Source organism: Xanthomonas arboricola pv. juglandis, assembly GCF_001013475.1.
Lineage (GTDB): Bacteria > Pseudomonadota > Gammaproteobacteria > Xanthomonadales > Xanthomonadaceae > Xanthomonas > Xanthomonas arboricola.
Genome location: NZ_JZEF01000003.1, coordinates 811832 through 838475 on the forward strand (window position 1 = coordinate 811832; position 26644 = coordinate 838475).

The 26644-nt window shown below is 67.1% G+C and carries 22 protein-coding genes, 1 other RNA gene and 1 pseudogene; 16 read left to right on the plus strand and 8 right to left on the minus strand.

The features are described 5' to 3' along the window. Nucleotides 1-603: 603 nt before the first annotated feature. Entirely contained in the window at nt 604-1146 is a 543-nt protein-coding gene (locus XARJCFBP2528_RS14240) for a GNAT family N-acetyltransferase (protein WP_016902308.1), read from the minus strand. A 191-nt stretch (nt 1147-1337) separates the two neighbouring features. After that, a complete protein-coding gene (locus XARJCFBP2528_RS14245) occupies nt 1338-2246 on the minus strand; it encodes a 23S rRNA (adenine(2030)-N(6))-methyltransferase RlmJ (RefSeq protein WP_016902309.1) in 909 nt (302 codons plus the stop codon). A gap of 34 nt (nt 2247-2280) precedes the next feature. On the opposite strand from XARJCFBP2528_RS14245, the gene creB reads away from it, so the two are divergent. Together creB and creC are read left to right on the plus strand one after the other, a co-directional pair. Further along, entirely contained in the window at nt 2281-2985 is a 705-nt protein-coding gene (creB, locus tag XARJCFBP2528_RS14250; protein ID WP_016902310.1) for a two-component system response regulator CreB, read from the plus strand. Between the two features lie 48 nt (nt 2986-3033). Then, nucleotides 3034-4482 (plus strand): two-component system sensor histidine kinase CreC, encoded by a 1449-nt coding sequence (gene creC, locus XARJCFBP2528_RS14255; RefSeq protein WP_016902311.1) that lies wholly within the window; start codon nt 3034-3036, stop codon nt 4480-4482. Nucleotides 4483-4486: 4 nt separating this feature from the next. Here the strand turns inward: creC and XARJCFBP2528_RS22650 are convergent. Together XARJCFBP2528_RS22650 and XARJCFBP2528_RS14260 are read right to left on the minus strand one after the other, a co-directional pair. Beyond that, nucleotides 4487-4562: non-coding RNA, sX9 sRNA (locus XARJCFBP2528_RS22650), on the minus strand. A gap of 197 nt (nt 4563-4759) precedes the next feature. Further along, nucleotides 4760-5572 (minus strand): C1 family peptidase, encoded by an 813-nt coding sequence (locus tag XARJCFBP2528_RS14260; protein ID WP_016902312.1) that lies wholly within the window; start codon nt 5570-5572, stop codon nt 4760-4762. A 424-nt stretch (nt 5573-5996) separates the two neighbouring features. Here XARJCFBP2528_RS14260 and creD point away from each other — a divergent pair, with 424 nt between their 5' ends. The 7 genes and pseudogenes from creD (at nt 5997) to XARJCFBP2528_RS14295 (ending at nt 12592) form a co-directional block, all read left to right on the plus strand. Further along, the gene (creD, locus tag XARJCFBP2528_RS14265) at nt 5997-7316 is read left to right on the plus strand and encodes a cell envelope integrity protein CreD (RefSeq protein ID WP_016902313.1); all 1320 of its coding nucleotides are present in this window, start codon (nt 5997-5999) and stop codon (nt 7314-7316) included. A gap of 7 nt (nt 7317-7323) precedes the next feature. Beyond that, nucleotides 7324-7746: pseudogene (locus tag XARJCFBP2528_RS14270) on the plus strand (hypothetical protein). Then, the gene (locus tag XARJCFBP2528_RS14275) at nt 7743-8393 is read left to right on the plus strand and encodes a GNAT family N-acetyltransferase (protein ID WP_026064277.1); all 651 of its coding nucleotides are present in this window, start codon (nt 7743-7745) and stop codon (nt 8391-8393) included. The pseudogene XARJCFBP2528_RS14270 and the gene XARJCFBP2528_RS14275 overlap by 4 nt, the downstream one beginning before the upstream one ends. A gap of 46 nt (nt 8394-8439) precedes the next feature. After that, nucleotides 8440-9324 carry a carbon-nitrogen hydrolase family protein gene (locus XARJCFBP2528_RS14280; RefSeq protein ID WP_016902317.1) on the plus strand — a complete coding sequence of 295 codons (885 nt, stop codon included), beginning with the start codon at nt 8440-8442 and terminating at the stop codon, nt 9322-9324. Between the two features lie 172 nt (nt 9325-9496). Then, nucleotides 9497-10588, plus strand: a complete 1092-nt coding sequence (locus XARJCFBP2528_RS14285) for a DUF3616 domain-containing protein (RefSeq protein ID WP_016902318.1) — start codon at nt 9497-9499, stop codon at nt 10586-10588. Between the two features lie 67 nt (nt 10589-10655). Next, nucleotides 10656-12059: a glutamate--tRNA ligase gene (gltX, locus tag XARJCFBP2528_RS14290; protein WP_026064278.1), complete on the plus strand. Its 1404-nt coding sequence runs from the start codon at nt 10656-10658 to the stop codon at nt 12057-12059. A gap of 14 nt (nt 12060-12073) precedes the next feature. Next, nucleotides 12074-12592 carry a transcriptional repressor gene (locus XARJCFBP2528_RS14295; RefSeq protein WP_016902320.1) on the plus strand — a complete coding sequence of 173 codons (519 nt, stop codon included), beginning with the start codon at nt 12074-12076 and terminating at the stop codon, nt 12590-12592. A 134-nt stretch (nt 12593-12726) separates the two neighbouring features. Here the strand turns inward: XARJCFBP2528_RS14295 and XARJCFBP2528_RS14300 are convergent, their stop codons facing one another. Further along, the gene (locus XARJCFBP2528_RS14300) at nt 12727-13347 is read right to left on the minus strand and encodes a TetR/AcrR family transcriptional regulator (protein WP_016902321.1); all 621 of its coding nucleotides are present in this window, start codon (nt 13345-13347) and stop codon (nt 12727-12729) included. A gap of 129 nt (nt 13348-13476) precedes the next feature. Here XARJCFBP2528_RS14300 and XARJCFBP2528_RS14305 point away from each other — a divergent pair, with 129 nt between their 5' ends. Genes XARJCFBP2528_RS14305 through XARJCFBP2528_RS14320 form a run of 4 tightly spaced genes read left to right on the plus strand, consistent with a single transcriptional unit; the run spans nt 13477 to nt 20034 of the window. Then, on the plus strand, nt 13477-14700 hold the full coding sequence (locus XARJCFBP2528_RS14305) for an efflux RND transporter periplasmic adaptor subunit (RefSeq protein ID WP_026064279.1): 1224 nt from the start codon (nt 13477-13479) through the stop codon (nt 14698-14700). A gap of 16 nt (nt 14701-14716) precedes the next feature. Next, nucleotides 14717-17860: an efflux RND transporter permease subunit gene (locus XARJCFBP2528_RS14310; RefSeq protein ID WP_016902323.1), complete on the plus strand. Its 3144-nt coding sequence runs from the start codon at nt 14717-14719 to the stop codon at nt 17858-17860. A gap of 1 nt (nt 17861) precedes the next feature. Further along, entirely contained in the window at nt 17862-19358 is a 1497-nt protein-coding gene (locus tag XARJCFBP2528_RS14315; protein ID WP_016902324.1) for an efflux transporter outer membrane subunit, read from the plus strand. Next, nucleotides 19351-20034: a TetR/AcrR family transcriptional regulator gene (locus XARJCFBP2528_RS14320; protein WP_016902325.1), complete on the plus strand. Its 684-nt coding sequence runs from the start codon at nt 19351-19353 to the stop codon at nt 20032-20034. Before XARJCFBP2528_RS14315 ends, XARJCFBP2528_RS14320 begins: the two co-directional genes overlap by 8 nt. A gap of 513 nt (nt 20035-20547) precedes the next feature. On the opposite strand, the gene XARJCFBP2528_RS14325 is transcribed toward XARJCFBP2528_RS14320, so the two are convergent. After that, nucleotides 20548-21441, minus strand: a complete 894-nt coding sequence (locus XARJCFBP2528_RS14325) for a LysR family transcriptional regulator (protein ID WP_323216976.1) — start codon at nt 21439-21441, stop codon at nt 20548-20550. 192 nt (nt 21442-21633) lie between these two features. Here XARJCFBP2528_RS14325 and XARJCFBP2528_RS14330 point away from each other — a divergent pair, with 192 nt between their 5' ends. Then, on the plus strand, nt 21634-22107 hold the full coding sequence (locus XARJCFBP2528_RS14330) for a (R)-mandelonitrile lyase (RefSeq protein ID WP_016902326.1): 474 nt from the start codon (nt 21634-21636) through the stop codon (nt 22105-22107). Between the two features lie 113 nt (nt 22108-22220). On the opposite strand, the gene XARJCFBP2528_RS14335 is transcribed toward XARJCFBP2528_RS14330, so the two are convergent. Next, nucleotides 22221-23129: an AraC family transcriptional regulator gene (locus tag XARJCFBP2528_RS14335; protein WP_016902327.1), complete on the minus strand. Its 909-nt coding sequence runs from the start codon at nt 23127-23129 to the stop codon at nt 22221-22223. A 243-nt stretch (nt 23130-23372) separates the two neighbouring features. Between XARJCFBP2528_RS14335 and XARJCFBP2528_RS14340 the strand changes: the two genes are divergently transcribed. Next, nucleotides 23373-23576, plus strand: coding sequence for a hypothetical protein (locus XARJCFBP2528_RS14340; RefSeq protein ID WP_016902328.1), 204 nt, complete (start codon nt 23373-23375; stop codon nt 23574-23576). 806 nt (nt 23577-24382) lie between these two features. On the opposite strand, the gene XARJCFBP2528_RS14345 is transcribed toward XARJCFBP2528_RS14340, so the two are convergent. Continuing rightward, on the minus strand, nt 24383-25297 hold the full coding sequence (locus tag XARJCFBP2528_RS14345; protein WP_016902329.1) for a LysR family transcriptional regulator: 915 nt from the start codon (nt 25295-25297) through the stop codon (nt 24383-24385). 100 nt (nt 25298-25397) lie between these two features. On the opposite strand from XARJCFBP2528_RS14345, the gene XARJCFBP2528_RS14350 reads away from it, so the two are divergent. After that, nucleotides 25398-26609, plus strand: coding sequence for an MFS transporter (locus XARJCFBP2528_RS14350; RefSeq protein WP_016902330.1), 1212 nt, complete (start codon nt 25398-25400; stop codon nt 26607-26609). Nucleotides 26610-26644: the final 35 nt, after the last annotated feature.

Genomic DNA, 26644 nt, shown 5'->3' on the forward strand with positions numbered 1-26644 from the left:
GAGGGTGCGGCGTCCTCACCGCTCGCGGGACACGCCGTGAATCCGTCCATGGAGGCTCGGTGGCGGCATCCATGCCGCCACACGGTCCCGCAATCGGCGAGGACACCGCACCAGACAGTTGGTCGGTTGTTTGAAAAGCTGGTCCGCTGCCCTGGCTTTCTTGCGAAAACGAGCGGACGCGTTCTTGCCTGACACCGTGCTGCTCGCACTATACGGACCGACCATCCCGACCGGTCCTTGCCCGCTCACCGTCGCGGGACCTTACGCGGCATGGATGCCGCGTAAGAGCCTACAAGGACGTACTTGCGGCGTGTCCCGCGATGGTGGGCGGGCAAGGGCCCTGCAGCAAAGCCGCAGATCAACCGCTCCACGATTGAGCTATCGCATGGGCAACTGCTTCAACGACCGACTATCTCGACTGGTCCTTGCCCGCTCACCGTCGCGGGACCTTACGCGGCATGGATGCCGCGTAAGAGCCTACAAGGACGTACTTGCGGCGTGTCCTGCGATGGTGGGCGGGCAAGGGCCCTGCAGCCAAGTCGCAAACCAACCGCTCAAAGCCGCTTCACGAATCCCCAATCCCGAATCCCCAATCCCAGCCCCTCAGGCATCCAGCTCCAGCACCATCCGCACCAACTCCGGCGAATCCGGATGCGGCTGCGGTTTGAAGCCCAGCGATTCGGCCAGCTGCAGCATCGGCACATTGCTTCGCAGCACGTCGCCGAACAGGCAGTCCAGGTACTTGCGCCGTGCCCACTTGACCAGCTTGCGCATCAGCTGCCGTCCCAGCCCCTGGCCGGCGACGAAGCTGCTGACCAGGATGGTGTACTCGGCCTGGCGGGTGCCCGGCACCAGTGCCGCGCGCGCCACCGCGCCCACCAGCGCCTCGCCCGGCGGCAGCTGTTCGGCGGCCACCAGCACGATTTCGCTCTTGGGGTTGGGATGGGTCAGGCGCTGCACCATCTCCTGGGTGATTTCGGCGGAGGAACGCACGAAGCGCGCGCGGATTTCCTCCGGTCCCAACAGGCTGAAAGCGCCCTGCAGCGGCGGACCGTCCTCGGGACGGATCGGGCGGAGCAGGAGCGTGCGGCCATTGGGCAGGCTGAAGTTTTCATGCCAGGGAGGCATGCGATTGCGAATGGCCATGACCGGTGTTCCTTAAAGATCGGAAGATTCTGGCACCAGCCCAGCGCACAACCGTGAATGAATCCGGTGCGCCGCTGGGGGCCGTCAGGGGGGGGCAGTGCTTCCCTCATCACTGTACCGAGCGATACCGTGATCCAGTCGTGAGTATGCAGCCGCGTTCGCCAGCGCGAGCAGGCGCTGGCATCGCCGACTCAGGCGTCTTGGCGCAGCCACTCCAGCCGGGTCGATGCACCTGCTTCGCCCAGGTGCTGCTTCAGCACCGGCAGCGCGGGTGCCAGCACCTGGTCGAACTGCCACGGCGCATTGACGATCAGCAACCCGCTGCCGGTCAGGCGCAGCGGCGAGTCGTCCGGGCGCACCTGCAGCTCGGCCACCAGCACCGACTTGGCCGGCAGCGTGGCCGCTTTACGCATGAACGGCTGCAGGCTGCGGCGCAGTTTGATCGGGTACCACACCATGCAGATCGCCTGCGGCCAGCGCGCCAGCGTCTCGCGCACGCTGTGGATGACCTGCGGGTACTCGGCTTCCTGCGCCTCGTACGGCGGGTCGATCAGCACCAGCCCGCGGCCGATCTTGGTCTCGCCCGCACGCGGCGGCACGAAGGCGCGAATTGCCTCATAGCCATCGCCGGCATGCACGCGCACGCGGCTGTCCCTGGCGAACAGGCGCTTGAGCGCCTCGGCCTCTTCCGGCTGCAACTCGCAGAACGCCATGCGGTCCTGTTCGCGCAGCGCCTGCGCCGCCAGCAACGGCGAGCCGGGGTAATGGTTGATCTGGATGCCGGCGGTGGGGCGCGCCGGCTTCTGGCCGGGCGTGGCCGGGCGGGCGACGGTGTGGTTGTCGGCCTGCACCGCGCGCAGATAGCGCTCGACCACCTCGGGCAGGGTCGACTCGGCCATCAGCCGCATCACCCCGGCATCGGCCTCGTTGGTCTTGCGGCTTTCCTCGCCGCCGAGCTGGTAGCGCCCGCGTCCGGCATGGGTGTCGAGCACGAAGAACGGCGTGTCCTTGCGCTTGAGGGTGTCGATCAGCGCCAGCAAGGCGATGTGCTTGAGCACGTCGGCATGGTTGCCGGCATGGAAGGCGTGGCGATAGTTCATCGCGGCAGTGTACGGGCCGCGCCAGCATGCGGCTATGCTGCGCGCCATGTCCGAGTCCCCCGCCCGCGTGCTCGTCGTCGAAGACGAAGCCGCCATTGCCGATACCGTGCTGTACGCGCTGCGCAGCGAAGGCTATGCGCCCGAACACTGCCTGCTGGGCCGTGACGCATTGGCGCGCCTGCGTGCCGACCCGGCCGATGTGGTGGTGCTGGACGTGGGCCTGCCGGATATCAACGGCTTCGAGGTGTGCCGCACGCTGCGCGGGTTCAGCGATGTGCCGGTGATCTTCCTGACCGCGCGCAACGACGAGATCGACCGCGTGCTCGGCTTCGAACTGGGCGCCGACGACTACATGGCCAAGCCGTTCTCCCCGCGCGAGCTGGTGGCGCGGGTGCGCGCGCGGCTGCGTCGTCGCCATGCGGCCGCCGTGGCGGAGCCGGGCTGGCAGCCGCACGGCGCGTTTGCGATCGATCGCGAGGGCAGCCGCATCCGCTACGGCGATGCGCTGCTGCCGCTGACCCGCTACGAGTACGCGCTGCTGTCGGCGCTGTTGCAGCGCCCCGGCGCGATCCTGAGCCGCGCGCAGCTGATGGACCGCGGCTGGGACGCCAGCGCCGATAGTGCCGACCGCACCGTGGACACCCATATCAAGACGCTGCGCGGCAAGCTGCGCCAGGCCGGCGTGCCGGCCGACCCGATCCGCACCCACCGTGGCCTCGGCTACGCGCTGGAGCTATAGCCATGGCCGCATGCAGGCATCGCGTTGTTATCGGGACTAGGGCCTGAGATGCGGCTCGGTCTCAAGCTGTTCCTGGGCTTCTTCCTGATCGTGGGGCTGGCCGCGTTCTTCGTGATGCGGGTGTTCGTCAACGAGGTCAAGCCGGGCGTGCGCCAGGCGATGGAATCCACGCTGGTGGACGCGGCCAATGTGCTGGCGGAAATGGCCAGCGGCGAGCTGGCTGCCGGCACCATCGCCAGCGGCAGCTTTGCGCGCAACGTGGCGCAGGCGCAGCGACGCGACCCCAAGGCCTGGGTATGGCGGTTCCGCAAGAACGATGTGGCCTACCGCGTCACCGTCACCGACGCGCGCGGCGTGGTGGTGTTCGACTCGCTGGGCCGCGATGTGGGCCGCGACAACTCGCGCTGGAACGATGTCTATCGCACCTTGCGCGGCGAATACGGCGCGCGTTCCAGCCCCGAGGTCGATGGCGACCCGACCGCCACGGTGATGCATGTGGCCGCACCGATCTACGCGCCGAATGATCCGGCCAAGTTGATCGGCGTGCTGACGCTGGCGCAGCCCAATCGCAGCATCGACCCGTTCATCGAGGCCAGCCAGCGCAACATCCTGCAGCGCGGTGCCTGGCTGATCGGCATCTCTGCGCTGATCGGCATCTGGATGACCTGGTGGTTGATGCGCGGCATCGGCCGGCTCAATCGCTACGCGCAGGCGGTGAGCGCGGGCGTGCCGGTGCCGCCGCCGGAACCGCGCGGCGATGAAATCGGCGACCTGGGCCAGGCGCTGGAAAGCATGCGGCGCAAGCTGGAAGGCAAGGCCTACGTGGAGCAGTACGTGCAGTCGCTGACGCACGAGATGAAGAGCCCGCTGGCGGCAATCAGGGGCGCGTCCGAACTGTTGAGCGAGCCACTGCCGGAGGCCGATCGCCAGCACTTTGTCGCCAGCATCCGCGCGCAGGAGCTGCGCCTGACCGAAACCATCGACAAGCTGCTGGCGCTGGCCGAGGTGGAACAGCACGGCTGGCTGCAGACGCGCGAGCGCATCGCGGTGGCTGGCCTGCTGCAGGCGGCCGTGGATGCCGTGCTGCCGCGCGCGGCAGCGGCAGGCGTGCTGCTGGAACGCGATGCCGCCTCCGACACGGCGCGCGGGCAGTATGTGCTGGGCGATGGATTCCTGCTGCGCCAGGCGCTGATCAACCTGCTGGAAAATGCCATCGCGTTTTCACCGCAGGGCAGCACCATCCAGCTGCGTGCGCAGGTGCTGAAGGGGCAGGTGCAGCTGGTGGTAGAAGACCGCGGCAGCGGGGTGCCGGACTACGCACTGGAACGGGTGTTCGAACGTTTCTATTCGCTGGCCCGCCCGCAGACCGGGCAACGCAGCTCCGGCCTCGGCCTGCCGTTCGTACGCGAAGTCGCGCGCCTGCATGGTGGCGAGGCGACGCTGGGCAACCGCGAGGGCGGCGGTGCGATCGCGACCCTGCGCCTGCCCATCGGCTAAGCGCGGCTAACAAACCGTAGCGCGCAGTCGTCAGGTGGGTGCGGATGGCGCGGAGCAACCAGAGTGTACGGGTGGTACCTGCCGATTCCGCGCGCCGGCCGCGCCCACCTGGCGGCTACGCAGCAGGTTTGTTGGCGGCTCTGAACCGCATTGCATGCCGTCTGTGCACAGGTCGGCGGCCAACGGTGGCGGTATCGCGGTGGCACGCAAGCGGCATGCGCCAGGGCACATGCCGCATCCGTGTCAGCCGCGCATCGCTTTGCGCAGCCGCTGTGTGTTAGTGCACCACGTCGGCCCCGATGACGTCCTTGGCGACCACCGACCAGGACAGCTTGCCAAAGCCCTTGTTGCCCCACTCGGTGCCCCAGCTGTTTTCGACGAGCAGCCCTTCACTGTCGTAGCCCAGCGCGATCACCGCGTGCCCGCCCAGGATCGGCGTCTTGGTGTCGTAGTCGACCTGGTTTTTCGGTGTGAGGTCTTCGAACCCCTGGCGGACATAGAAGCCGATCGCCACCGGCGTGGACGAAGCCAGCGCGAGTTTGATCTGTTCGATCAGGGCCCGCCCGCCATTGCCGTCGCCCGAATACAGCACGGTGTACTTGCGGTATGGCGTGGGGTTCCTGGCGGCGTTGGCGCGGTCGGCTGCGGTGGGTGGGTTCTTCCAGTTGTAGTTGCCCCACGCGTAATGCTGCTCGGTGTCGATGCCTTGGGCCAGCGCGACGTCCAGCGGCGCTTCCAGCGTGGAGCCCTCATCGACGCCGCCGTTGACCTGGCTGTAGAGATACATCGGGGCGAAGCGGGTTTGCGCCTGTTTGTTGGCGTTGGCATACCAACCGGTCAGGGTGTGGGCGGTTGCCCACGATGCACATGACCCCACCTGGCCCTGGTCGCCCGGGGTGATCGCCCAGGCAGTCAGGTCGACCGTGGCGGGCAGGGGTTTGTCGGCGCTGGCAATGCCGAACAACGGAGTGACCGGCTGCATCAATGACGAGGGTTTCAGGCCCATCCCGTGCGTTGCCGCCTGTGCGGTGGCGGAGGACAGGCTCAGGGCAGCGAGCAGGCAGAGCGTGAGCGAACGTTGCTTGTTCATGAAGGCAAACTCCAGGCGAGAGAGAGGCAGTCGTGCGCGTTCTGGAACCATGGCCGGCAGGCGGGCATGCGTGTGCGACACCGCCGCTGCGGCGCGTAACGTTGAATGCGGATGCCGCGGAACTGCAACGCCGTGATCAACGCAGACTCGAGAAAAGCAATGGCCCCGTGATGCGCAACTGCACTGGCATCGTTGCGCCTGGCGGCGAAGCGCGCGGCGGTGATGCGAAACCCTGGCGATGCAACGGAAGCGTGTCCTGGGCCTTTGTTGCATTTTTGATGAAAAAAACCTGCATTTCCTAACGGGATCACAGTGCCGGTCGCAGAGCCTGCCGATCGCCCACTTCACATTCGCTTCAAATTCGCCTCAAACCTGCGACACCGGCGCAACGCACCCTGGCGACCTCCCAGACTGAGGAAGGTCGATGAAATCCCTGAAACTGTTGTTGCGCTTCGCCACCATTGGCGGATTGATCCTGTTGCTGCTGATCCCATTGCTGTTGATCCGCGGCACGGTGCAGGACCGTGCGCGTTACCGCGACGAGGCGGTGGAGCGGGTGGCGCAGAGCAAGGCCGGCGAGCAGCAGTTCATCGCGCCGGTGCGGGTGCTGCCGTTTACCGAGGACGTGCAGGTCACCGAGCCGGACGAGCAGGGCAACCCGCGCAAGGTCTGGCGCAAGCGCGATGGCCAATTGCTGCAGACCCCGCGCACGCTCACGCTGAGCGGCGAGCTGACCCCGTCCGAGCGCAAGATCGGCCTGTTCCGCGTGCAGGTGTATTCGTGGAAGGCCAGGCTCAAGGCCGGGTTCGACCCGTTCGACTATCCGGCCGTGGCCGGTCGCCGCTATGGCCGGCCGCATCTGGCGGTGGGCATTTCCGATGTGCGCGGCCTGGTCGGCACGCCGAGCCTGCGGGTGGACGGCCGCAGCTTGCCGCTGGAGAGCGGGTCGGGCGGCCTGGTGGGGGGCTCGGCCGGTATCCATGCCGATCTGCAGCCGCTGGGCGATGCGCTGGCCGGCACGCTGGGTGACGGCAAGCTGGTGGAGATGTCGTTCGTGCTGGATGGCACCCGCAGCCTGGCGATCGCACCGATTGCCGACAACAACGACATCGCTTTGCGCTCGGCCTGGCCGCATCCGCTGTTCGGCGGGCGCTTCCTGCCGAATGCGCCGACGATCGGCGCGCGCGGTTTCGATGCGAGCTGGTCGTTGTCGTCGCTGGCCACCGGTGCACAGACCCAGCTGCAGTCCAGCCAGTCGTCGCTGGATACGCTGGAAGTGCGGCTGGTCGATCCGGTCGACGTGTATACCCAGGCCGACCGCGCCAGCAAGTACGGCATCCTGTTCGTGGTGCTGACCTTTGTGGCGTTCGTGTTGTTCGAGTTGATCAAGCGTCTGCCGATCCATCCCCTGCAATACCTGCTGGTGGGTCTGGCGCTGGCGATCTTCTTCCTGCTGCTGCTGAGCCTGTCCGAGCACATCGCGTTCTGGCAGGCGTATCTGGTCTCGGCCGCGGCGTGTATCGGCCTGCAGTTCTTCTATCTGTCCGGAGTGTTGCGCAGCTGGGCGCGTGCAGCCGGGTTCTCGGCGATGCTCACCGCGTTGTACGGGGTGCTCTACAGCCTGTTGATCTCCGAAGACAACTCGCTGCTGATGGGATCGCTGCTGCTGTTCGGCATCCTGGCCAGCATCATGTGGGTGACCCGCAAGCTCGACTGGTACGAGCTTGGCAACAGCCTGCGCTGAGGCCGACATGCGCGCGCACGCACAGTTGCACCGGCGGGCGCAGCGTTTGCTGCCCGCCGGGATCGACACGGTGGCGCTGCTTCCCGCAGCGCTGCCGCAGTAGTGGGACGCTTCGCCGTTGTCGGCCTTGCCCTTGCGCCGCGACGGACGCCGCGGGGTGATCGGCCTGCGCCTGCATGCGGGCACCGCGCAGGCGTTGCGCCTGGGCGGCAGCGGGTTCCTGCAGGCGGCGCAGCGGCAGGACGCGGCGGCAGACAACGCGCGTCCGCGCCGCTACGGGCCGTGGCAGCGGTTGAGCAACGGCAGCTACTGGGCGCGCAGCACCGATGCACTGCTCGGTGTGCTGCTGGCCAGCGAGGAGGAGGCGGTGTGGTTGCTGTGGCAGCAGCCGGCTGCGGCGGCTCCGGGCAATGGCGGCTGGCTGCGCTGATGTACGGCGGCGCAGCTGCGCCAGGCTGGCTTACCATGGCCGGCATGAGCGGCTCCTCCCTGATCGTTGAAACGGTGCGCGGCACGCAGGTGCTGCCGCATCTGGCTGCGGTGGCGCAACTGCGCATCGCGGTGTTCCGCGCCTGGCCATACCTGTACGACGGCGATGCCGATTACGAGCGCGGCTATCTGGCCGCCTACGCGGCCTCGCCGGACAGCGTGTTCGTGCTGGCACGCGATGGCGATACGGTGATCGGCGCCTCCACCGGGCTGCCGCTGCTCGACGACAGCGACGCCTTCCATGCGCCGTTCCGTGCAGCCGGCATCGACCCGGCCAGCGTGTTCTATTTCGGCGAATCGGTGCTGCTGCCGGACTATCGCGGGCAGGGAATCGGCCACGCATTTTTTGACCAGCGCGAGGCGCATGCGCGTGCACTGGGCCGCTTCGCGCTCACTGCGTTCTGCGCGGTGGAACGCGCAGAAGACGATCCGCGCAAGCCGGCCGACTATCGACCCAACGACGTGTTCTGGCGCAAACGTGGCTATGCACCGCAAGCGGACATGCGCGTGCAGTTGGCGTGGGCGGAGTTGCAACACGGTGAGATCGACCACAGTCTGCGGGTATGGACGCGGCCACTGCCGCCGTGACCGAGTCACTTCTTATGCCATCGATCACTCGCAACCAGGCCAGTAGATGAAAATTGCCGTCGCCAAATACCCGATCGGCAAACCTGCCGACTTTGCCGCGTTCGCCGCATGCCAGTCGGCGCTGGTGGGCGAGGCTGCCGCCGCCGGCGCACGCCTGCTGGTGCTGCCGGAGTATCTGTCGCTGGAGCTGGGCGCGACCTTCGGTACGCAGATTTCTGCCGGCTTGCCGGAGTCGCTGGCGGCGATCCAGGCGCTGCGTGCGCCATGGCTGGAGCTGTTTGCCGGCCTGGCGCGCCAGCATCAGCTGCATCTGGTGGCCGGCAGCTTTCTGCTGGACCTGGGCCAGGGCCGTTACCGCAACCGCAGCGACTGGTTCACGCCCGATGGCCGGCACGGCTGGCAGGACAAGCTGCAGCTGACCGGCTTCGAAAAGGCCGCCGGGCTGATCGAGCCGGGCGATGCGCTGAAGGTGTTCGACCTGGATGGCGTGCGTGCGGCGATCGCGATCTGCTACGACAGCGAGTTCCCGCTGCCGGTGCGTGCGCAGTACGAGGCCGGCGCGCGGCTGCTGATCGTGCCCAGTTGCACCGACACCGCCGCCGGGGCGATGCGGGTACGGGTCGGCTGCCTGGCGCGCGCGCTGGAAAACCGCGTGTTCGTCGCGCAATCGGTCACGGCCGGGCAAGCGCCGTGGAGCCCGGCGCTGGACGTCAATACCGGCGAAGCGGCGGTGTTCGCACCGATGGATGTCGGCTTCCCGGCCGATGGCGTGCTGGCGCAGACCCAGGGCACTGCCGTGTGGGCGTATGCGGAGCTGGATTTCGCCGCCTTCGAGGCCAGCCGCGCGCAGGCGCAGGTCGCCAACGATCGCGATTGGGTCGGTCAATTGGGCGCTCACGTTGCGCGTGCCAGGCTGGCCACCTTCGACTGATAGAGCGTGGTCCTCAAAGGACGATGTTCATCGTCGGGCGAGCGCAGCCGGTGTTCGCGACGGCACTGCCATACGTACGCTGCAACGTTCACGCTCCGTGCCTCAAGTGGTGACCGCGCGCTACGGTACCTCAGCCACTTTCATCCCTTGCAATACCTCCCACCAGGTTCCCATGGCCAAGAAAACCCTGATTCCGCACAGCGTCCGTCTCGAGTTCGCGCCTGGCGCGCTGGTGCACAGCAATCTGTCCGGTGCGGCCTTCACCGACGACTGGCTGTGGGTGGCCGGCGACGAGGCCTGCGCGGTGGATCGCCTGCGCAGGCTCGACCCCGTGCAGCGCGAGACGCTGCGCTTCGGCCAGGGGCAGAGCTTTGCGCTGGCCGAGTTGCTGGACCTGCCCGGCGAGGCGGCCGAGGAGGCGGATCTGGAAGGCATGGCGCTGTCGGAGGGATTGCTTTGGGTGATCGGCTCGCATGGGCTCAAGCGCAAGAACGCCAAGCGCAGTCGCGACGATGCCGAAAACGCCAAACGCCTGACCAAGCTCAAACTCGACGCCAACCGCCGCCTGCTGGCCTGCCTGCCGATCGAGCGCGATGCCGACGGCACCCCGCGCCTGGTGCGCGAAGCCGCCGACGGCCGTCGCGCGCTGCGGCTCAAGGGCGATGCGAAGCACAACCAGCTCACCGAGCTGCTGGCCGACGACCGGCACTTCGGCCCGTTCCTGAAGATCCCCGGCAAGGACAACGGCTTCGATATCGAAGGCATCGTGGTGGACGGCGAGCGCCTGCTGCTGGGCCTGCGTGGCCCGGTGCTGCGCGGCTGGTCGGCGCTGCTGGAGATCCGGGTGCAGGCGCATGGCGACCACCTGCGCCTGGCGCCGCTGGACGAGGACGGCACGCTGCTGCGCAAGCACTTCCTGCAATTGGGCGGGCTGGGCATCCGCGACCTGCATTATTCCGGCGACGACCTGTACCTGCTGGCCGGCCCGACCATGGTGTTGAATGGCGAAATCCGCCTGTTCAAATGGCCGGACGCACGTACCGTGCTGGCTGCCAACCAGGCACCGGTGCGCTTTCAGCACGAGTTGCTGGAATCGGCGGTGTTGCCGCACGGCACCGACAGCGACCGCGCCGAGGCGATCTGCAATCTTCCCGGGCACCTGGCCGGCGACACGCCCAGCTGGCTGGTGCTGTACGACGCGCCCGGCCCGGCGCGCAGCGGCGGCGATGACGTGGTCTACGGCGACCTGTTGCGCAACCGCTGAGCCGCGTGCGGGCAGGTCCGTGCTGGTCAAGGTAAAATCGGCCGATCCCCGTTTCGCCGAGCGCTCCATGACCTGCCGCACCCGCTTTGCTCCCAGCCCCACCGGTTACCTGCACATCGGCGGCGCCCGCACCGCGCTGTATTGCTGGCTGGAGGCGCGCCGTCGCGGCGGGCAGTTCGTGCTGCGCATCGAAGACACCGACCGTGAGCGCAGCACCCAGGCCGCGATCGACGCCATCCTGGAGGCGATGGACTGGCTGGGCCTGGACTATGACGAAGGCCCGATCTACCAGACCCAGCGCGTGGCCCGCTACCAGGAGGTGGCCGAGCAACTGCTGGCGCAGGGCAAGGCCTATTACGCCTACGAAACCCGCGAAGAACTCGACGCCATGCGCGAGGCCGCCATGGCCCGGCAGGAAAAGCCGCGCTACAACGGCGCCGCCCGCGAGCAGAACCTGCCGTATCGCGACGACCCCAACCGGGTCATCCGCTTCAAGAACCCGGTCGGCGGCACGGTGGTGTTCGACGACCTGATCAAGGGCGTCATCGAGATCGCCAACAGCGAGCTCGACGACATGGTGATCTTCCGCCCGGACGGCTTCCCCACCTACAACTTCGCGGTGGTGGTGGACGATTGGGACATGGGCATCACCGAGGTGATCCGCGGCGATGACCACATCAACAACACCCCGCGCCAGATCAACATCTATGAGGCGCTGGGGGCGCCTGTTCCCAAGTTCGCGCACATGCCGATGATCCTGGACGAGCAGGGCGCCAAGCTGTCCAAGCGCACCGGCGCGGCCGACGTGATGCAGTACAAGGACGCCGGCTACCTGCCGCATGCGCTGATCAACTACCTGGCACGTCTGGGTTGGTCGCACGGCGACCAGGAGCTGTTCAGTCGCCAGGAATTGCTCGACCTGTTCGACGTCAAGGACGTCAATTCCAAGGCCGCGCGCCTGGACATGGCCAAGTTGGGCTGGGTCAACCAGCATTACCTCAAGACCGACGACCCGGCCAGCATCGCCCCGCAGCTGGAATACCAGCTCGCCCGGCTCGGCATCGATGTGGCCGCCGGCCCGGCCGCCGCCGACGTGGTGGTGGCACTGCGCGAGCGCGTGCAGACCTTGAAGGACATGGCCGAAAAAGCCGTGGTCTGGTACCAGCCGCTGGAAACCTACGACGAGGCGGCGGTGATGAAGCACCTCAAGCTGGGCGCAGAAGTGCCGCTGGGCAAGGCGCGCGAACTGCTGGCGGCACAAAGCGAATGGAGCGTGGAGACCGTCTCGGCCGCGCTGCACGACGCGGCCGCCGCGCTGGAGCTGGGCATGGGCAAGGTGGCCCAGCCGCTGCGCGTGGCCATCACCGGCACCCAGGTCAGCCCGGACATTTCGCAGACCGTGTACCTGGCCGGACGCGAAGGCGCCTTGAAACGCATCGATGCCGCACTCATCAAGATAGGGGCGGGCTGACCGCCGGAGCCTGTATGACCAAGCATACGCACACCCAAACGCACGATCAGGAACATGCCTGCACAGCCCCGCATCACCATGTGGACGATGCCAATGGCTTCGTGCGCGCGGTGGAGCGTGCCTGCAGCGAGCGCGGCCTGCGGCTGACGCCGATCCGCGCCAATGTGCTGCGGCTGATTGCCGACGCCGGCAAGCCGGTCAAGGCCTACGAACTGTTGGACTGGGTGCGCGAAGGCAAGGGCGTCGGTGCCGATGCCCCGCCCACGGTGTACCGCGCGCTGGATTTTCTGATGGCCAACGGCTTCGTGCACAAGCTCGAATCGGTCAATGCCTTCGTCGCCTGCCACCACCCCAACAGCGCCCAGCACTCTGTGCCGTTCCTGATCTGCGACCGCTGCCACAGCGCGGTGGAGCTGGAAGACCGCGAGGTGGTGGCGCAACTGGAAGCGCGCGCCAAGGCGCTGGGTTTCCAGCCGCAGGCGCAGACCCTGGAAGTGCATGGCCTGTGCGCCAAGTGCGCGGTGGCCGAGTAAGGATCGCCAGCCAAAACGCAGGGCGGTTCACTTAGAGCGGCTGACAAAACCCAACGTGCGAGTGCCATGCACACGCATCAGTGAGGTCGCTAGCGACGCATCGCTTAACCCAAGGTATCAGACACCACCGCGCATCACGCCGCGGCGTCGGTCTTGCCGCCATAGCCCGCCAGAAACAGGGCGACCGCGCGCTGCGTCGCCTCGCGCAGATACGCGGGCGAGGGGTTCTTGAGTGCGCCGAACAGGCAGGGCATCAGGGTTTCCGCCTCCAGCAGCCCGCCGAACTGCCTGGCCGCGATCAGGACATCGGCGCAGCGGATCACGCCGCGATCCATCTGCGTCTGCAGATAGTCGGCCATGCGCTGCACACCTTCTTCCGGGCCGGAATTGAAGAACAACGCGCCCACGTCCGACCGCCCCGACACGCCGATGATGGTCTGCCAGATGGTGATCGAGCTGGGCGCGCACAGGAAGCTGAGGATGTCCTCGCCGAAGCGCTGCAGGGTCTCGGCGACCGGGCCGTTGCTCTGCGAAAGCGCGTCCAGCAGCGGGTCGATGTAGCGGTCGGACATGTCCTTGGCAAACGCCACAAACAGCTCATCCTTGGACGGGAAATAGCCGTAGAGCGTGCGCTTGGAGCCACCGACGCGGGCGGCGATCTGCGACATCGAGGCGCCTTCGAAGCCCATTTCGAGGAACACCTCGCTGGCCGCCTGCACGATGGCGTCGCGTTTTCCTTCGGTTCTGACCCGCATCAACTGACTCCCTTGGGCAGTTAAGTATACCGACTGGGCAGGAATGCTTGACGGCCACGGATGCGCTCATTAGGATACCGAACCGTACCGTTTAGATTTAATCATCCTGCGTTCCGTCGGAGACCTCCCGTGCGTCCTCATGCTGCGTTTCGCCTGCCCCTGCTTGCTGCTGCCGTTGCAGCCACCCTCCTGCTCAGTGCCTGCGGCAGCCCGCCGGGCGGACCGCCGCCGGCGGAGGGCATGCCCGAAATGGGCGTGCTGACCGTCAGGCCGCAGCCGGTGACCCTGACCACCGAGCTCCCCGGGCGCACGGTTCCCTACCTGATCGCCGAAGTTCGCCCACAGGTGGGCGGCATCGTGCAGTCGCGCCAGTTCACCGAGGGCGGCGACGTCAAGGCCGGGCAGACGCTGTACCAGATCGATCCGGCGACCTACCGCGCCAGCTATGCCAGCGCCCAGGCCACCCTGGCCAAGGCGCAGGCCAACCTGCGCACCGCCAGGCTCAAGGCCGAGCGCTACACCGAACTGGTGCAGATCAAGGCGATCAGCCAGCAGGACGGCGACGACACCGCCGCCGCGCTGGGCCAGGCCGAGGCCGACGTGGCGGCCGGCAAGGCCAGCGTGGAAACCGCGCGCATCAACCTGGCCTTCGCGCGCCTGGACGCGCCGATCTCCGGCCGCATCGGCCGCTCCAGCGTCACCCCGGGAGCCTTGGTGACCGCCAACCAGGCCACCGCGTTGACCACCATCCAGCAACTGGACCCGATCTACATCGACGTCACCCAGCCCAGCGCGGCCTTGCTACGCCTGAAGCAGGCGATGGCGCGCGGCGAGCTGGAGAAGGCCGGCGACGATGCGGCCAAGGTGTCGCTGTTGCTGGAAGACGGCAGCACCTATCCGCTGCAGGGCCACCTGGCGTTTTCCGATGTCACCGTCGACCAGAACACCGGCTCGATCACCCTGCGCGCGGTGTTCCCGAACCCGAATGCGGAGTTGTTGCCGGGCATGTATGTGCGCGCGGTGCTGCAGGAGGGCATCAAGGAGCAGGGCGTGCTGGTGCCGCAGCAGGCGGTCTCGCGCAATGGTGCCGGCAAGCCGACCGCGTTCGTGGTCGGTGCCGATCACAAGCTGCAACTGCGCGTACTGGACACCGACCGCGAAGTCGGCGACCAGTGGCTGGTGCGCAGCGGCCTGAAGGCCGGCGAGCAACTGGTGGTCGAAGGCGTCTCGCGCGCCCGCGACGGCATCGAGGTCAAGACCGTGCCGTGGCAGCCCAAGGGCAAGCCTGCCGCCGGTGCTGGCAATGCTGCCGGCACGCCTTCCGCCCCGACCGCACTGCGTGCGGCCAACTGAGGCGGGATCACACGTCATGGCACGCTTCTTCATCGATCGTCCGATCTTCGCCTGGGTGCTGGCCATCATCGTGATGCTGGCCGGCATCCTGTCCATCGCCACCTTGCCGATTGCGCAATACCCCAGCATCGCGCCGCCCGCCGTCGCCATCACCGCCAACTATCCGGGCGCCTCGGCGCAGACCCTGGAAGACACCGTCACCCAGGTCATCGAGCAGAAGATGAAGGGGCTGGATCACCTCAGCTACATGGCATCCACCAGCGAATCCAGCGGTGCGGTGACCATCACGCTGACCTTCGACAACGGCACCGATCCGGACACCGCGCAGGTGCAGGTGCAGAACAAGTTGTCGCTGGCCACGCCGTTGTTGCCGCAGGAAGTGCAGCAGCAGGGCGTGACGGTGACCAAGTCGGCCACCAACTTCCTCAACGTGCTGGCCTTCACTTCCGAAGACGGCAGCATGAGCGATTCGGAGCTGTCCGATTACGTGGCTGCCAACGTGCAGGAAACCATCAGCCGCGTCGAAGGCGTGGGCGACACCACCTTGTTCGGCTCGCAGTACGCGATGCGGGTATGGATGGACCCGAACAAGTTGAACAACTTCAGCCTGACCCCGGTGGATGTACGCACCGCGATCCAGGCGCAGAACGCGCAGGTGTCGGCCGGCCAGCTGGGCGCGTTGCCGGCGGTGCCCAACCAGCAGCTCAATGCCACCATCACCGCGCAGACCCGGCTGAAGACCGCCGAGGAGTTCGAGAACATCCTGCTGCGCACGCAGTCCGATGGCTCGCAGGTGCGCCTGCGCGATGTGGCGCGCATCGAACTGGGCAGCGAGAGCTACAACACGGTGGGCCGCTACAACGGCAAGCCGGCCGCCGGGCTGGCGATCAAGCTGGCCACCGGCGCCAATGCGCTGGATACGGTGCGCGCGATCGACAAGAGCCTGGAAGAGCAGGAGAAATTCTTCCCGCCCGGCATGAAGGTGCAAAAGCCGTACGACACCACGCCGTTCGTGCGCATCTCCATCGAGCAGGTGGTGCATACGCTGATCGAAGCGGTGGTGCTGGTGTTTCTGGTGATGTACCTGTTCCTGCAGAATTTTCGCGCGACCCTGATACCGACCATCGCGGTGCCGGTGGTGTTGCTCGGCACCTTCGGCGTGCTGGCGGCGTTCGGTTTCACCATCAACACGCTGACCATGTTCGCGATGGTGCTGGCGATCGGCCTGCTGGTGGACGATGCCATCGTGGTGGTGGAAAACGTCGAACGCGTGATGGGCGAGGAGCAGTTGTCGCCCAGTGACGCCACGCGCAAGTCGATGGACCAGATCTCCGGCGCGCTGGTCGGCGTGGCCCTGGTGCTGGCCGCGGTGTTCGTGCCGATGGCGTTCTTCGGCGGTTCCACCGGTGTGATCTACCGGCAGTTCTCGATCACGATTGTTTCTGCCATGACCTTGTCGGTGCTGGTGGCGATGATCCTGACCCCGGCCCTGTGCGCCACCTTGCTCAAGCCGGTGGAGAAGGGCCATGGTCTGGCGACCACCGGGTTCTTCGGCTGGTTCAACCGCCTGTTCGATCGCGGCAACACCGGCTACCAGGGCGTGGTGCGGCACATGCTGGGCAAGGGCTGGCGCTACATGCTGGCCTATGCGGTGTTGCTGGCGCTGGTGGTGTTCGGCTTCATGAAGCTGCCGGTGGGCTTCCTGCCGGACGAGGACCAGGGCACGCTGTTCGTGCTGGTGCAATTGCCGCCCGGTGCCACCGATGCGCGCACCGGCGAGGTGCTCAAGCAGGTGGAGCATCACTTCCTGGTCGATCAGAAAGACTCGGTCGCCGGCATCTTTGCGGTCTCCGGTTTCAGCTTTGCCGGTACCGGCCAGAACGTGGGCTTTGCCTTCGTCAAGTTGCGCCCGTGGGACGAGCGCACCGGCAAGGGCCAGAGCGTCACCGACGTGGCCGGCAAGGCCGGTGCGTTCTTCAGCACCATCCGCGATGCCAAGGTGCTCGCGTTCGCACCGCCGGCGGTGTCGGAGCTGGGCAATGCGACCGGCTTCGACCTGATGCTGCAGGACCGCGCCAACCTCGGCCACGCCGCCTTGATGCAGGCACGCGATCAACTGCTGGCCGAGCTGTCGCAGGACAAGCGGCTGGTGGCGGTGCGCCCGAACGGGCAGGAGGACACGCCCGAGTTCAAGCTGGAGATCGATTCGCACAAGGCGCAGGCCATGGGCGTGTCGATCGCCGATATCAACAACACCTTCTCCAGCGCCTGGGGCAGTACCTACGTCAACGACTTCATCGACAAGGGCCGCGTCAAGAAGGTGATGCTGCAGGCCGATGCGGCGTACCGCATGAATCCGCAGGACATCGACCGCTGGTTCGTGCGCAACAGCGCCGGCACGATGGTGCCGTTCAACGCCTTCGCCACTGCCAGCTGGCAATCGGGCTCGCCGCGGTTGGAGCGTTACAACAGCGTGCCGTCGGTGGAGATCCTGGGCATGGCGATGCCCGGTGCGGCCTCCAGCGGCGAGGCGATGCAGATCGTGGAAGCGGCGGCGGCCAAGTTGCCGCCGGGCATCGGCTACGAGTGGACCGGGTTGTCGCGGCAGGAAAAATCCTCGACCGGCCAGACCGGGCTGTTGTACGGGCTGTCGATCCTGATCGTGTTCCTGTGTCTGGCCGCGTTGTACGAAAGCTGGGCGATTCCGTTCTCGGTGATCCTGGTGGTGCCGCTGGGCGTATTCGGCACGCTGCTGGGCGCACTGCTGACCTGGAAAATGAACGATGTGTACTTCCAGGTAGGCCTGCTCACCACGATTGGCCTGGCATCGAAAAACGCGATCCTGATCGTGGAATTTGCCAAGGAACTGCACGAAAGCGGCAAGAGCCTGGTCGCAGCGGCACTGGAAGCGGCGCGCATGCGCCTGCGGCCGATCCTGATGACATCGCTGGCCTTCATCCTGGGCGTGGTGCCGCTGGTGCTCGGCAGTGGTGCCGGTGCCGGTGCGCAGCACGCCTTGGGCACCGCGGTGATCGGCGGCATGTTGTCCGGCACGATCCTGGCGATCTTCTTCGTGCCGTTGTTCTTCGTGCTGATCAGCGGCTTGTTCAAGCGCCGCGCACAGCCCACTTCGCCCGCACCGCAACCGGCAGGACACTGAGATGACACCGATCCGCATGACATTGACCGCGATGGCGGTGGCCGGCGTGCTGTCCGGATGCACCCTGATGCCGCGCTATGCACGGCCCGACGCACCGGTGCCCGAGCGTTTTGCCGGCACCGAGCTCGCGACGGCATCCAATACCACCGCTGCCGCCAGCCCCGAGCCGGCGGTCGATATCGCCAACATCGGCTGGCGGCAGGTGTTCACCGACCCGGCGCTACAGCAGGTGATCGCGCTGGCATTGGAGAACAATCGCGACCTGCGCGTGGCCGCACTCAACATCGAGGTGGCACGTGCGCAGTACCGGGTGGAGCGCGCTGCGCTGCTGCCCGCCGTGCAGGGCACCGGCACCGCTAATAACGCGCGCACGCCGGCGGAGCTGGCCATTCCCGGCCAGCCGCAGGTGTTCCGGACCTACAGCGCCAACATCGGCGTCAGTGCGTACGAGCTGGATCTGTTCGGGCGTGTGCGCAGCCTCAAGGAACAGGCGCTGCAACAGTTCCTGTCCACCGCCGAGGCACGCCGCAGCGCCCATATCAGCCTGGTGGCCGAAGTGGCCACCGCCTATCTGACGCTGGCGGCCGATCAGCAGTTGCTGCAGCTGGCGCAGTCCACCTTGAGCAGCCAGGGCGACAGTTATCGCCTGCAGCAACGCAGTTTCGAGCTGGGTGTGGCTTCGCAGCTCACCTTGCGCCAGGCGCAGACCACGGTGGAAACCGCGCGCGTGGACGTGGAGCGCTATACCGCGCAGGTGGCGCAGGACCGCAACGCCCTGGTGCTGCTGGTCGGCACGCAGCTGCCGGCGGAGCTGTTGCCGCGGGCCTTGCCCGACGGCGCCAGCGTGGACGGCAACGTGCTGGCCAGCGTGCCGGCCGGTTTGCCGTCGCAGTTGCTGCAGCGTCGCCCGGATATCCTCGAGGCCGAGCGCAACCTGCGTGCGGCCAATGCCAACATCGGAGCGGCGCGCGCGGCGTTCTTCCCCAGCATCAGCCTGACCGCATCGACCGGCTCGTCCAGCAGTAGCCTGTCCAACCTGTTCGATTCCGGCACCCGCGCCTGGAGCTTCGTGCCCACGCTGACGCTGCCGATCTTCAACGCCGGGCGTAACCGCGCCAACCTGGACATGGCCAAGGCCAACCGCGATATCGAGGTGGCGCAGTACGAAAAGGCGATCCAGAGCGCATTCCGCGAGGTTTCCGATGCGCTCGCGCAACGCGAGACCCTGGGCCGGCAATTGCAGGCGCAACAGGCCCTGGTCGACGCCACCGCCGACAGCTACCGGCTGTCGCAGGCGCGCTTCGAACGCGGCGTGGACAGCTACCTGCAGGCGCTGGATGCGCAGCGCTCGCTGTACAGCGCGCAGCAGACCTTGATCACCACGCAGCTGTCGCGCTTCACCAATCTGGCGACGTTCTACAGGGCGATGGGCGGTGGTTGGCTGCAATCGGCCGAGCCGGCGGTGGCAACGACTGCGACGGGGCAGCCACGTGGATGACGCCGCTGCCGAGGCCCCGGCGCCCAGGCGCGCACCGCACGACAAGCGTGGCGCGATCCTGCGCGCGGCAGCCGAGCTGTTTCCACGCCAGGGCTTCGACAAGACCAGCATGGACAGCATCGCCGAGTGCGCAATGGTGTCCAAGGCCACGGTGTATGCGCACTTCGCGTCCAAGGAGGTGCTGTTCCGCACCACCCTGGAGGCGCTGGCGCACCAATCGCCCAATCCCTGGGAGGCGCTGTTGAACATGCGCGGGCCGTTGCCCGTGCGTCTGCTCGCCATCGCCGATGCGGTCGTGCGCATGGCGGCCAGCAATGCACTGGGCGATGCCGCCTACGGTCTGGTGCGGCCGCCGGCACTGCCCAGCCAGATACGCGAAGAGATGTGGACGCTGGGCTTCGAACGCTACGACACCACGATGCGTGCGGTGTTGGCGCACGAAGTGGAGCAGGGCAGCCTGGTCATCGACAATCTGCCGGATGCCTCGGTGCATTTCTTCGGATTGATGACCGGGATGCCGGCCAATGCAGCGCTGCGTGGCGACACGTGGCAGGCACCGGCCGCCACGCAGCACGGGTATGTCGCCAGTGCGGTGGCGCTGTTCCTGCGCGCGTATCGGCCGCAACCGCTGGTGGTGACAGCGGAAGGCAAGCGCGAGGTGCCGAGCGGGTTCTAGCGGCGGCGGCAGGGCAGCGCAATGGGCGTTACCGAGAAGGCCTGGTCGCGCGCAGGCACGCTCCTACACGGGCGTGTCAGCGCGCCAGGTTGTGCCGCAAGGCATTGATCACCCCCTTCAACCCGGCCGCAAGCCGACGCTGTCGTAGGAGCGCGCCCGCGCGCGATGGGGCGTTACCGACAAAGGCCTCGTCGCGCGCAAGCGCGCTCCTACACAAGCGTGTCACTGCACCGGATCGTGTCGCAATGCGTCGATCACCCCCTTCAACCCGGCCGCAAGCCGACGCTGTCGTAGGAGCGCGCCCGCGCGCGAGGGGGCGTTACCGACAAAGGCCTCGTCGCGCGCAGGCACGCTCCTACACGAGCGTGTCACCGCACCAGGTCGTGCCGCAATGCGGCAATCACCCCTTCAAACCCGCCGCAAGCCGACGCTGTCGTAGGAGCGTGCCCGCGCGCGACGGGGCGTTACCGACAAAGGCCTGGTCGCGCGCAGACACGCTCCTACACGGGCGTGTCAGCGCGTCAGGTCGTGCCGCAATGCGTCGATCACTACCTTGAGTGCGCGCGAGGATTGGCGGCGGTTGGGGTAGTAGGCGTAAGCCATCGAACGGCTCGCACCAGTCCTCCAGCACGCGGCGTAGCCGGCCGGCGGCGATGTGCTCCAGCACCATGGTTTCCGGCAAGAACGCGAGTCCGCCGCCGGCCAACGCGGCACGCAGGCGCTGCTGCCGTTGAAGGTCCACTGCCCGCCCACGCGCACCTTGACCTTGCGGCCGTCCTTCTCGAAATCCCAGGGCAGCAGGCCGCCATGGGTGGGCAGGCGCAAGCCGATGCAGTTGTGCCGGGCCAGCTCGGCCGGAACGGCGGGGATGGTGTGGTGCACGAAGTAGTTCGGCACCGCCACCACTGCCATGCGCTGCATCGGGCTGATCGGCACCGCGATCATGTCCTTGGCGACCTGCTCGCCCAGCCGGATGCCGATGTCGTAGCGCTCGGCAACGATGTCGGCCAGCCCGTAATCGACGGTGACCTCGATCTTGAGGTCGGGATAGTCGGGCAGTACGTTCGACAACGCCGGCCAGATGTAGGCATCGGCGGCGTGACCGGCGGTGGTGATACGGATGGTGCCGGCCGGCTTGTCGCGGAAGTCGGTGAGCGCGGACAGCTCGTCGTCGATCTCTTCCAGGCGTGGTGCCACGGTGTCGAACAGGCGTGCGCCGGCTTCGGTCATCGACACGCTGCGCGTGGTGCGGGTCAACAGACGGATGCCCAGGCGTGTTTCCAGTGCGCGCACGGTATGGCTCAGTGCCGATTGCGAGACGCCCAGCTGCACGGCGGCACGGGTGAAGCTGCCCTCGCGCGCTACGGTGACGAAAACCTGCAGATCGTTGAGATTTTCCCGCGCCATTGCTTGCGACGGCCGACTCCAGCGCATGCCATTCATGCCGCTGCATCATGCGCGATGCTGCGTGACGGCTTCAAATCCGAGATGTCACTGCCGCATTGATGCGCCGTGTTTCTAGGTGCATGCGCGGTTGCCTGGGTAGTGCCGGCGGGCACGCGCGCTACAGTGCAGACACTTGAATCCAGGAGCACTGCCATGAATCTGTTCGCAACTGCGATGTCGCTGTCGATGATGGCCGCCGTCACGCCCGGCGGTGAAGAGCAACAGGCGATCAGGGTGAGCAAGGCCGGTGGCGCCGCATCTGCAGCCGGCCCGGCCGACTATTTCACCGGCAAGGTGCGCATCGATGCGTCTTTCCAGGCCGATGCGCCGGCGCGGGTGGGCGGCGCCACGGTGACCTTCGAGCCGGGCGCGCGCACCGCCTGGCACACCCACCCGTTGGGGCAGACGCTGATCGTCACCGCCGGTGCCGGGCGCGTGCAGGAATGGGGCAAGCCGGCGCAGCAGATCCGCCCGGGCGACATCGTGTGGATTCCGCCGGGCGTCAAGCACTGGCACGGCGCCAACGCCACGGTGGCGATGTCGCATATCGCCATCGCCGAAGCGCAGGACGGCTCGCCGGTGACCTGGCTGGAGCAGGTCAGCGAGGCGCAGTACGCGGCCGAGTGACACGGCGCTCAACGATGACGTGGTGCGGTCTGCCGCCTCATCGTTGGTGATGCATGCCGTTTAGTGCGAGTGCGCGTGACTGCGCTCCACTGCGTAACTGCGCACGAATTGGCTTATGCCGCTTGTGTCGCAGCCTGTGCCCCGGCACGCAGCCGTTGGGCGTCACGTGCGGGCGGCGCACCGAGAATGCGCGCGTAGTCGCGACTGAATTGCGAGGCGCTCTCGTAGCCGACGCGGAAGCCGGCATCGGCGGCATTCAGGGCTTCGGCCAGCATTAGTCGACGCGCTTCGTGCACGCGCAGATGCGAGCGATATTCCAGCGGCGTCATCGAGGTGACCGCCTTGAAATGCGCATGAAAGGTGGAGCGGCTCATCGCCGACAGATCGGCAATCTGCTCGATGCGGAAGCGCTGTGCGTAATGCTCGCGCAGCCAGACAATGGCTTTGGAAATCTGGTTGAGTCGGCTGTCGGCGATGGCCATCTGGCGCACCACCGCATTGGCCGGATCGGCCATCAGGCGATAGAGCACTTCGCGCAGCACCAGCGGTGCCAGCGCGGCAATCTCCTGGGGTTGATCGAGCAGACGCGCCAGCCGCACTGCAGCGTCCTGCAATGGCGGCGTGCTGTGGTTGAGCAACAAGCCGGCCTGCGCCGCATCGCGCTGCGGCTCGACCAGCTCCGGGTGGCTGACGGCCAGGTCGCTCAGCACGGCGGTGTCCAGATCCAGGCAGAAACACAGATACGGCTGCGCGGCGCTGGCCTCGATCACTGAACCGACGATCGGCAGATCCACCGAGGCCACCAGATACATCTGCGGGTGATAGAGATACGCCGCCGCGCCCAGCATCGCCTGCTTGCGGCCTTGCGCCACCAGGCACAGCATCGGCGTATAGACCGTGGGCACCGACACCGTTGGCGAGGCGCTGCGCATGATCTGCAGCCCGGCAATCCGGGTGGCGTGCATGCCATCGCCAGGGGCGTGGCGCAGCAGGATCTCGGTCATCTCGGTCAAGGCGGACATGCAGGACTCGGCAGTGGCACCAGGCGGCCTGGCCGCGATGCCGTCGATCGTACAAGACCGGATGTCATGGAGCCGGCAGTCCGCAGCAGCGGCAGGCCACGACAGCGCCGGTTGGCGCCGACACGCGCGTTCAGGCGCTTGCACGCCCAGCGCCTCAACACGACAGGCCCGCCATGATCTGATAGGGCGCTCACGCGCGCGCCGTATCATGGGTGGGCGTCTGTTTCCGTGATCGCCTCGCCCATGCCCGCAAAACGTTCGACCATCCCCACGCCGACGCGCCCCGCCGACTGGAAGGCGCTCGAGGCCGCCGCCACGGCCGAACTTGCGCGCCGTACGGCGCAAGCGCATCAGCAGATCCTGGGATTGTTGAACACGCATGGGCATCTGCTCAGCGAGTCGCAGCGGCGTGGATTGCACCGGCGCTTGCTGCGTGCAGGGCGCTAAACGAGGGCGCTAGGGCGCCAGCGACATCCTTGACGCTAGAGCGACGGTGCCAACGTGCCGGCCGCACGCATTTTATTGATTGGTGAGTCGAGTGCGCGGTGCCCTCACCACTTGCGGGACACGCCGTGAATCCGTCCATGGAGGCTCCTTGGCGGCATCCATGCCGCCAAGGGTCCCGCAAGCGGCGAGGACATCGCACCAGAAAGGTGGTCGGCGCTCGCATAAGAGCTGCTTATCGCGCGATGTGCATTGGTCGTTGACTGTTGGGCCGCGCAGGTACATCGCTATCCAAAAATGCACATTACGTACTGCGCTTGCCCTCGCGCACCGACCATCCCGACTGGTTGTCGCTCGAGATGCATCGGGCGTTGAGCTGGCACATCGGCATCCAACAACGCGCATCTGGCATTGCTCTTGATTGTGCACACCGACCATCCAGACAGGTCCTTGCCCGCCTACCGTCGTGGGACCTTACGCGGCATGGATGCCGCGTAAGAGCCTACAGGGACGTACTTGCGGCGTGTCCCGCGATGGTGGGCGGGCAAGGGGCCTGCAGCAAAGCGGCAGATCGCCTGCCTTACAGCCGATCGTCCGCAAAGCCGTAGATCGCCCGCTCTGCCTTGCGGCATGTACTGCGATGGTGGGCGTGCAAGGGCCCTGCAGCGAACTCGCAGATCGCCGCCCACCACTGATCCAACAGCGCGACTCGACCGAATCCAGCCACTAACCAACCAAGACGTCGCCTCGCAGCCACGCATCGATCCACGTCCAGCAAGGACCGGCCGACGCAAGCAACGCGCTCGCATTCAACCGCCAAGCTCCCACGGCGGCACTTCGCCCAGGCGTTCCTGCAGAAAATCCACGAATGCACGCACACGCGGTGGCTGCAGCTGGCGCGCCGGCATCACCGCGTTGATCTGCGAGGTTGGCGGCGGGTAATCGGGGAGTACCTCGACCAACCGGCCGTTGCGCAGTTCTTCTGCGATATGCCAGTACGAATGCAGCGCGATGCCTTGGCCGGCGACGGCCGCATCGCGGATCAACTCACCGAAATTGCTTTCGAAGCGGCTCTGCATGCGCACGCGCACCAGGCCGCCCTCCGGCGTTTGCAACTGCCAGACATCCTGGCGGCCGTCGCGGCCCATCAGCAGCACGCCGGCATGCCCGGCCAGGTCGTCCGGCGTGCGCGGGGTGCCATGGCGCTGCAGGTAATCGGGCGAGGCGGCGAGGGTGCGGCGGTTGTCGGCGATGCGCCGCGCTACCAGCCCGGAGTCATCGAGCGGGCCGATGCGGATCGCCAGGTCGAAGCCTTGCTTGACCAGGTCCACCAGGTCGTCGCTCAGGTGCGCACTGATGTGCACGCGCGGATGACGGGCTTGGAATTCCGGGAGCAGCGGCGAGACGTACTGCCGCCCGAACGAGGCCGACATGGTCATGCGCAGGATGCCGCCGACCGCGTGTGCGCTCTCGCGCAGATCGTCGGCCAGCGCGTCCAGATCCTGCACCAGCACGCGGCCACGCTCGGCCAGGCGCTGTCCTTCGGGGGTGGGGTGCAGCCGGCGTGTGGTCCGGTGCAGCAGGCGCACGCCCAGGTCGCGCTCCAGCCGCTTCAGGCGCTGGCTGGCGACCGCCACCGACAGGTCCAGGCTGCGCGCACCGGCAGTGATCGAGCCGGAATCGAGCACGCGCAGGAACAGCGCGATATCGCCGAGGCGGTCCATGCGATTCTCAATGATTGGTTGATAGTGAATCAGGATAACAGGGGTTTTTGCTTAGGACCCTGGAGCGCAGGCTGTGGGTTGTCTTCCCTGGTTCATGCCCATGTCTGCTTCCGCGCGTTCTTCCCGTTTTCCGCCAGCGCTGCTGGCGCTGACCATCGGTGCCTTCGGCATCGGTACCACCGAGTTCGTGATCATGGGCCTGCTGCAGCAGGTGGCCACCGACCTGGGCGTGTCGCTCAGCGCTGCCGGCCTGCTGATCAGCGGCTATGCGCTGGGCGTGTTCGTCGGGGCGCCGGTGCTGACCCTGGCCAGTGCGCGGCTGCCGCGCAAGGCGGTGCTGGTCGGCTTGATGGCGATCTTCACCCTGGGCAACGTGGCCTGCGCGCTGGCGCCGGACTACACCAGCCTGATGGTTGCGCGCGTGTTGACCTCGCTGGCGCACGGCACCTTCTTCGGCGTGGGCGCGGTGGTGGCGACCTCGCTGGTCCCGGCCGAGCGCCGTGCGTCGGCGATCTCGCTGATGTTTGCCGGGCTGACCGTGGCCACCCTGCTGGGCGTGCCGGCCGGCGCCTGGCTGGGTCTGCAGCTGGGCTGGCGGGCGACGTTCTGGGCGGTTGCGGTCGTCGGCGTGCTGGCCACGGCCGCGGTGGCGCTGTGGGTACCGGCGAACGCAGGCGCGGCCGCGCCGGTGTCGTGGCGCCAGGAAGTGGCGGTGCTGGGGCGCGGGCAGGTGCTGCTGGCCCTGGCGATCACGGTGGTGGGCTATGCCGGCGTGTTCGCGGTGTTCACCTATATCCAGCCGTTGCTGGTGGACGTGAGCGGTTTTGCGCAGACGGCGGTGTCGCCGGTGTTGCTGGTCTTCGGCGTCGGCATGATCGTGGGCAATCTGCTGGGCGGGCGTCTGGCCGACCGGCGCCCCACCGCCGCGTTGCTGGGCAGCCTGGCGGCATTGGTGGTGGTGCTCGCCGCGATGGGCCTGGTCCTGCACAACAAGACTGCGATGGTGGTGTTCGTCGGGCTGCTGGGCGTGGCCGCCTTCGCCACCGTGGCGCCGCTGCAGTTGCGCGTGCTCGAGCATGCACGCGGTGCCGGCCAGAACCTGGCCTCCAGTCTCAATATCGCCGCGTTCAATCTGGGCAATGCGCTGGGCGCCTGGCTGGGCGGTGTGGTGATCGCCACGCATGCCGGCCTGGTCGCCACGCCGTGGGTTGCCGCGCTGTTGAGCGCGCTCGGCCTGGGCATCGCGTTGTGGAGCGTGCAACTGCAACGCCGGCGCGCCGCCGCGCCGGGCGTGTGCGCGCAGGCGGGTTGATTCGTTTTTTTGCACGAGCGCAGTGACCGCGCAAC

What these genes read in the sequence shown, in the direction of transcription:
- XARJCFBP2528_RS14240 (WP_016902308.1), bottom strand. Translation starts at nt 1,146, where the DNA reads ATGGCCATTCGCAATCGCATGCCTCCCTGGCATGAAAACTTCAGCCTG.
- XARJCFBP2528_RS14245 (WP_016902309.1), bottom strand. Translation starts at nt 2,246, where the DNA reads ATGAACTATCGCCACGCCTTCCATGCCGGCAACCATGCCGACGTGCTC.
- creB (WP_016902310.1), top strand. Translation starts at nt 2,281, where the DNA reads ATGCTGCGCGCCATGTCCGAGTCCCCCGCCCGCGTGCTCGTCGTCGAA.
- creC (WP_016902311.1), top strand. Translation starts at nt 3,034, where the DNA reads ATGCGGCTCGGTCTCAAGCTGTTCCTGGGCTTCTTCCTGATCGTGGGG.
- XARJCFBP2528_RS14260 (WP_016902312.1), bottom strand. Translation starts at nt 5,572, where the DNA reads ATGAACAAGCAACGTTCGCTCACGCTCTGCCTGCTCGCTGCCCTGAGC.
- creD (WP_016902313.1), top strand. Translation starts at nt 5,997, where the DNA reads ATGAAATCCCTGAAACTGTTGTTGCGCTTCGCCACCATTGGCGGATTG.
- XARJCFBP2528_RS14280 (WP_016902317.1), top strand. Translation starts at nt 8,440, where the DNA reads ATGAAAATTGCCGTCGCCAAATACCCGATCGGCAAACCTGCCGACTTT.
- XARJCFBP2528_RS14285 (WP_016902318.1), top strand. Translation starts at nt 9,497, where the DNA reads ATGGCCAAGAAAACCCTGATTCCGCACAGCGTCCGTCTCGAGTTCGCG.
- gltX (WP_026064278.1), top strand. Translation starts at nt 10,656, where the DNA reads ATGACCTGCCGCACCCGCTTTGCTCCCAGCCCCACCGGTTACCTGCAC.
- XARJCFBP2528_RS14295 (WP_016902320.1), top strand. Translation starts at nt 12,074, where the DNA reads ATGACCAAGCATACGCACACCCAAACGCACGATCAGGAACATGCCTGC.
- XARJCFBP2528_RS14300 (WP_016902321.1), bottom strand. Translation starts at nt 13,347, where the DNA reads ATGCGGGTCAGAACCGAAGGAAAACGCGACGCCATCGTGCAGGCGGCC.
- XARJCFBP2528_RS14310 (WP_016902323.1), top strand. Translation starts at nt 14,717, where the DNA reads ATGGCACGCTTCTTCATCGATCGTCCGATCTTCGCCTGGGTGCTGGCC.
- XARJCFBP2528_RS14315 (WP_016902324.1), top strand. Translation starts at nt 17,862, where the DNA reads ATGACACCGATCCGCATGACATTGACCGCGATGGCGGTGGCCGGCGTG.
- XARJCFBP2528_RS14325 (WP_323216976.1), bottom strand. Translation starts at nt 21,441, where the DNA reads ATGGCGCGGGAAAATCTCAACGATCTGCAGGTTTTCGTCACCGTAGCG.
- XARJCFBP2528_RS14330 (WP_016902326.1), top strand. Translation starts at nt 21,634, where the DNA reads ATGAATCTGTTCGCAACTGCGATGTCGCTGTCGATGATGGCCGCCGTC.
- XARJCFBP2528_RS14335 (WP_016902327.1), bottom strand. Translation starts at nt 23,129, where the DNA reads ATGTCCGCCTTGACCGAGATGACCGAGATCCTGCTGCGCCACGCCCCT.
- XARJCFBP2528_RS14340 (WP_016902328.1), top strand. Translation starts at nt 23,373, where the DNA reads ATGCCCGCAAAACGTTCGACCATCCCCACGCCGACGCGCCCCGCCGAC.
- XARJCFBP2528_RS14345 (WP_016902329.1), bottom strand. Translation starts at nt 25,297, where the DNA reads ATGGACCGCCTCGGCGATATCGCGCTGTTCCTGCGCGTGCTCGATTCC.
- XARJCFBP2528_RS14350 (WP_016902330.1), top strand. Translation starts at nt 25,398, where the DNA reads ATGTCTGCTTCCGCGCGTTCTTCCCGTTTTCCGCCAGCGCTGCTGGCG.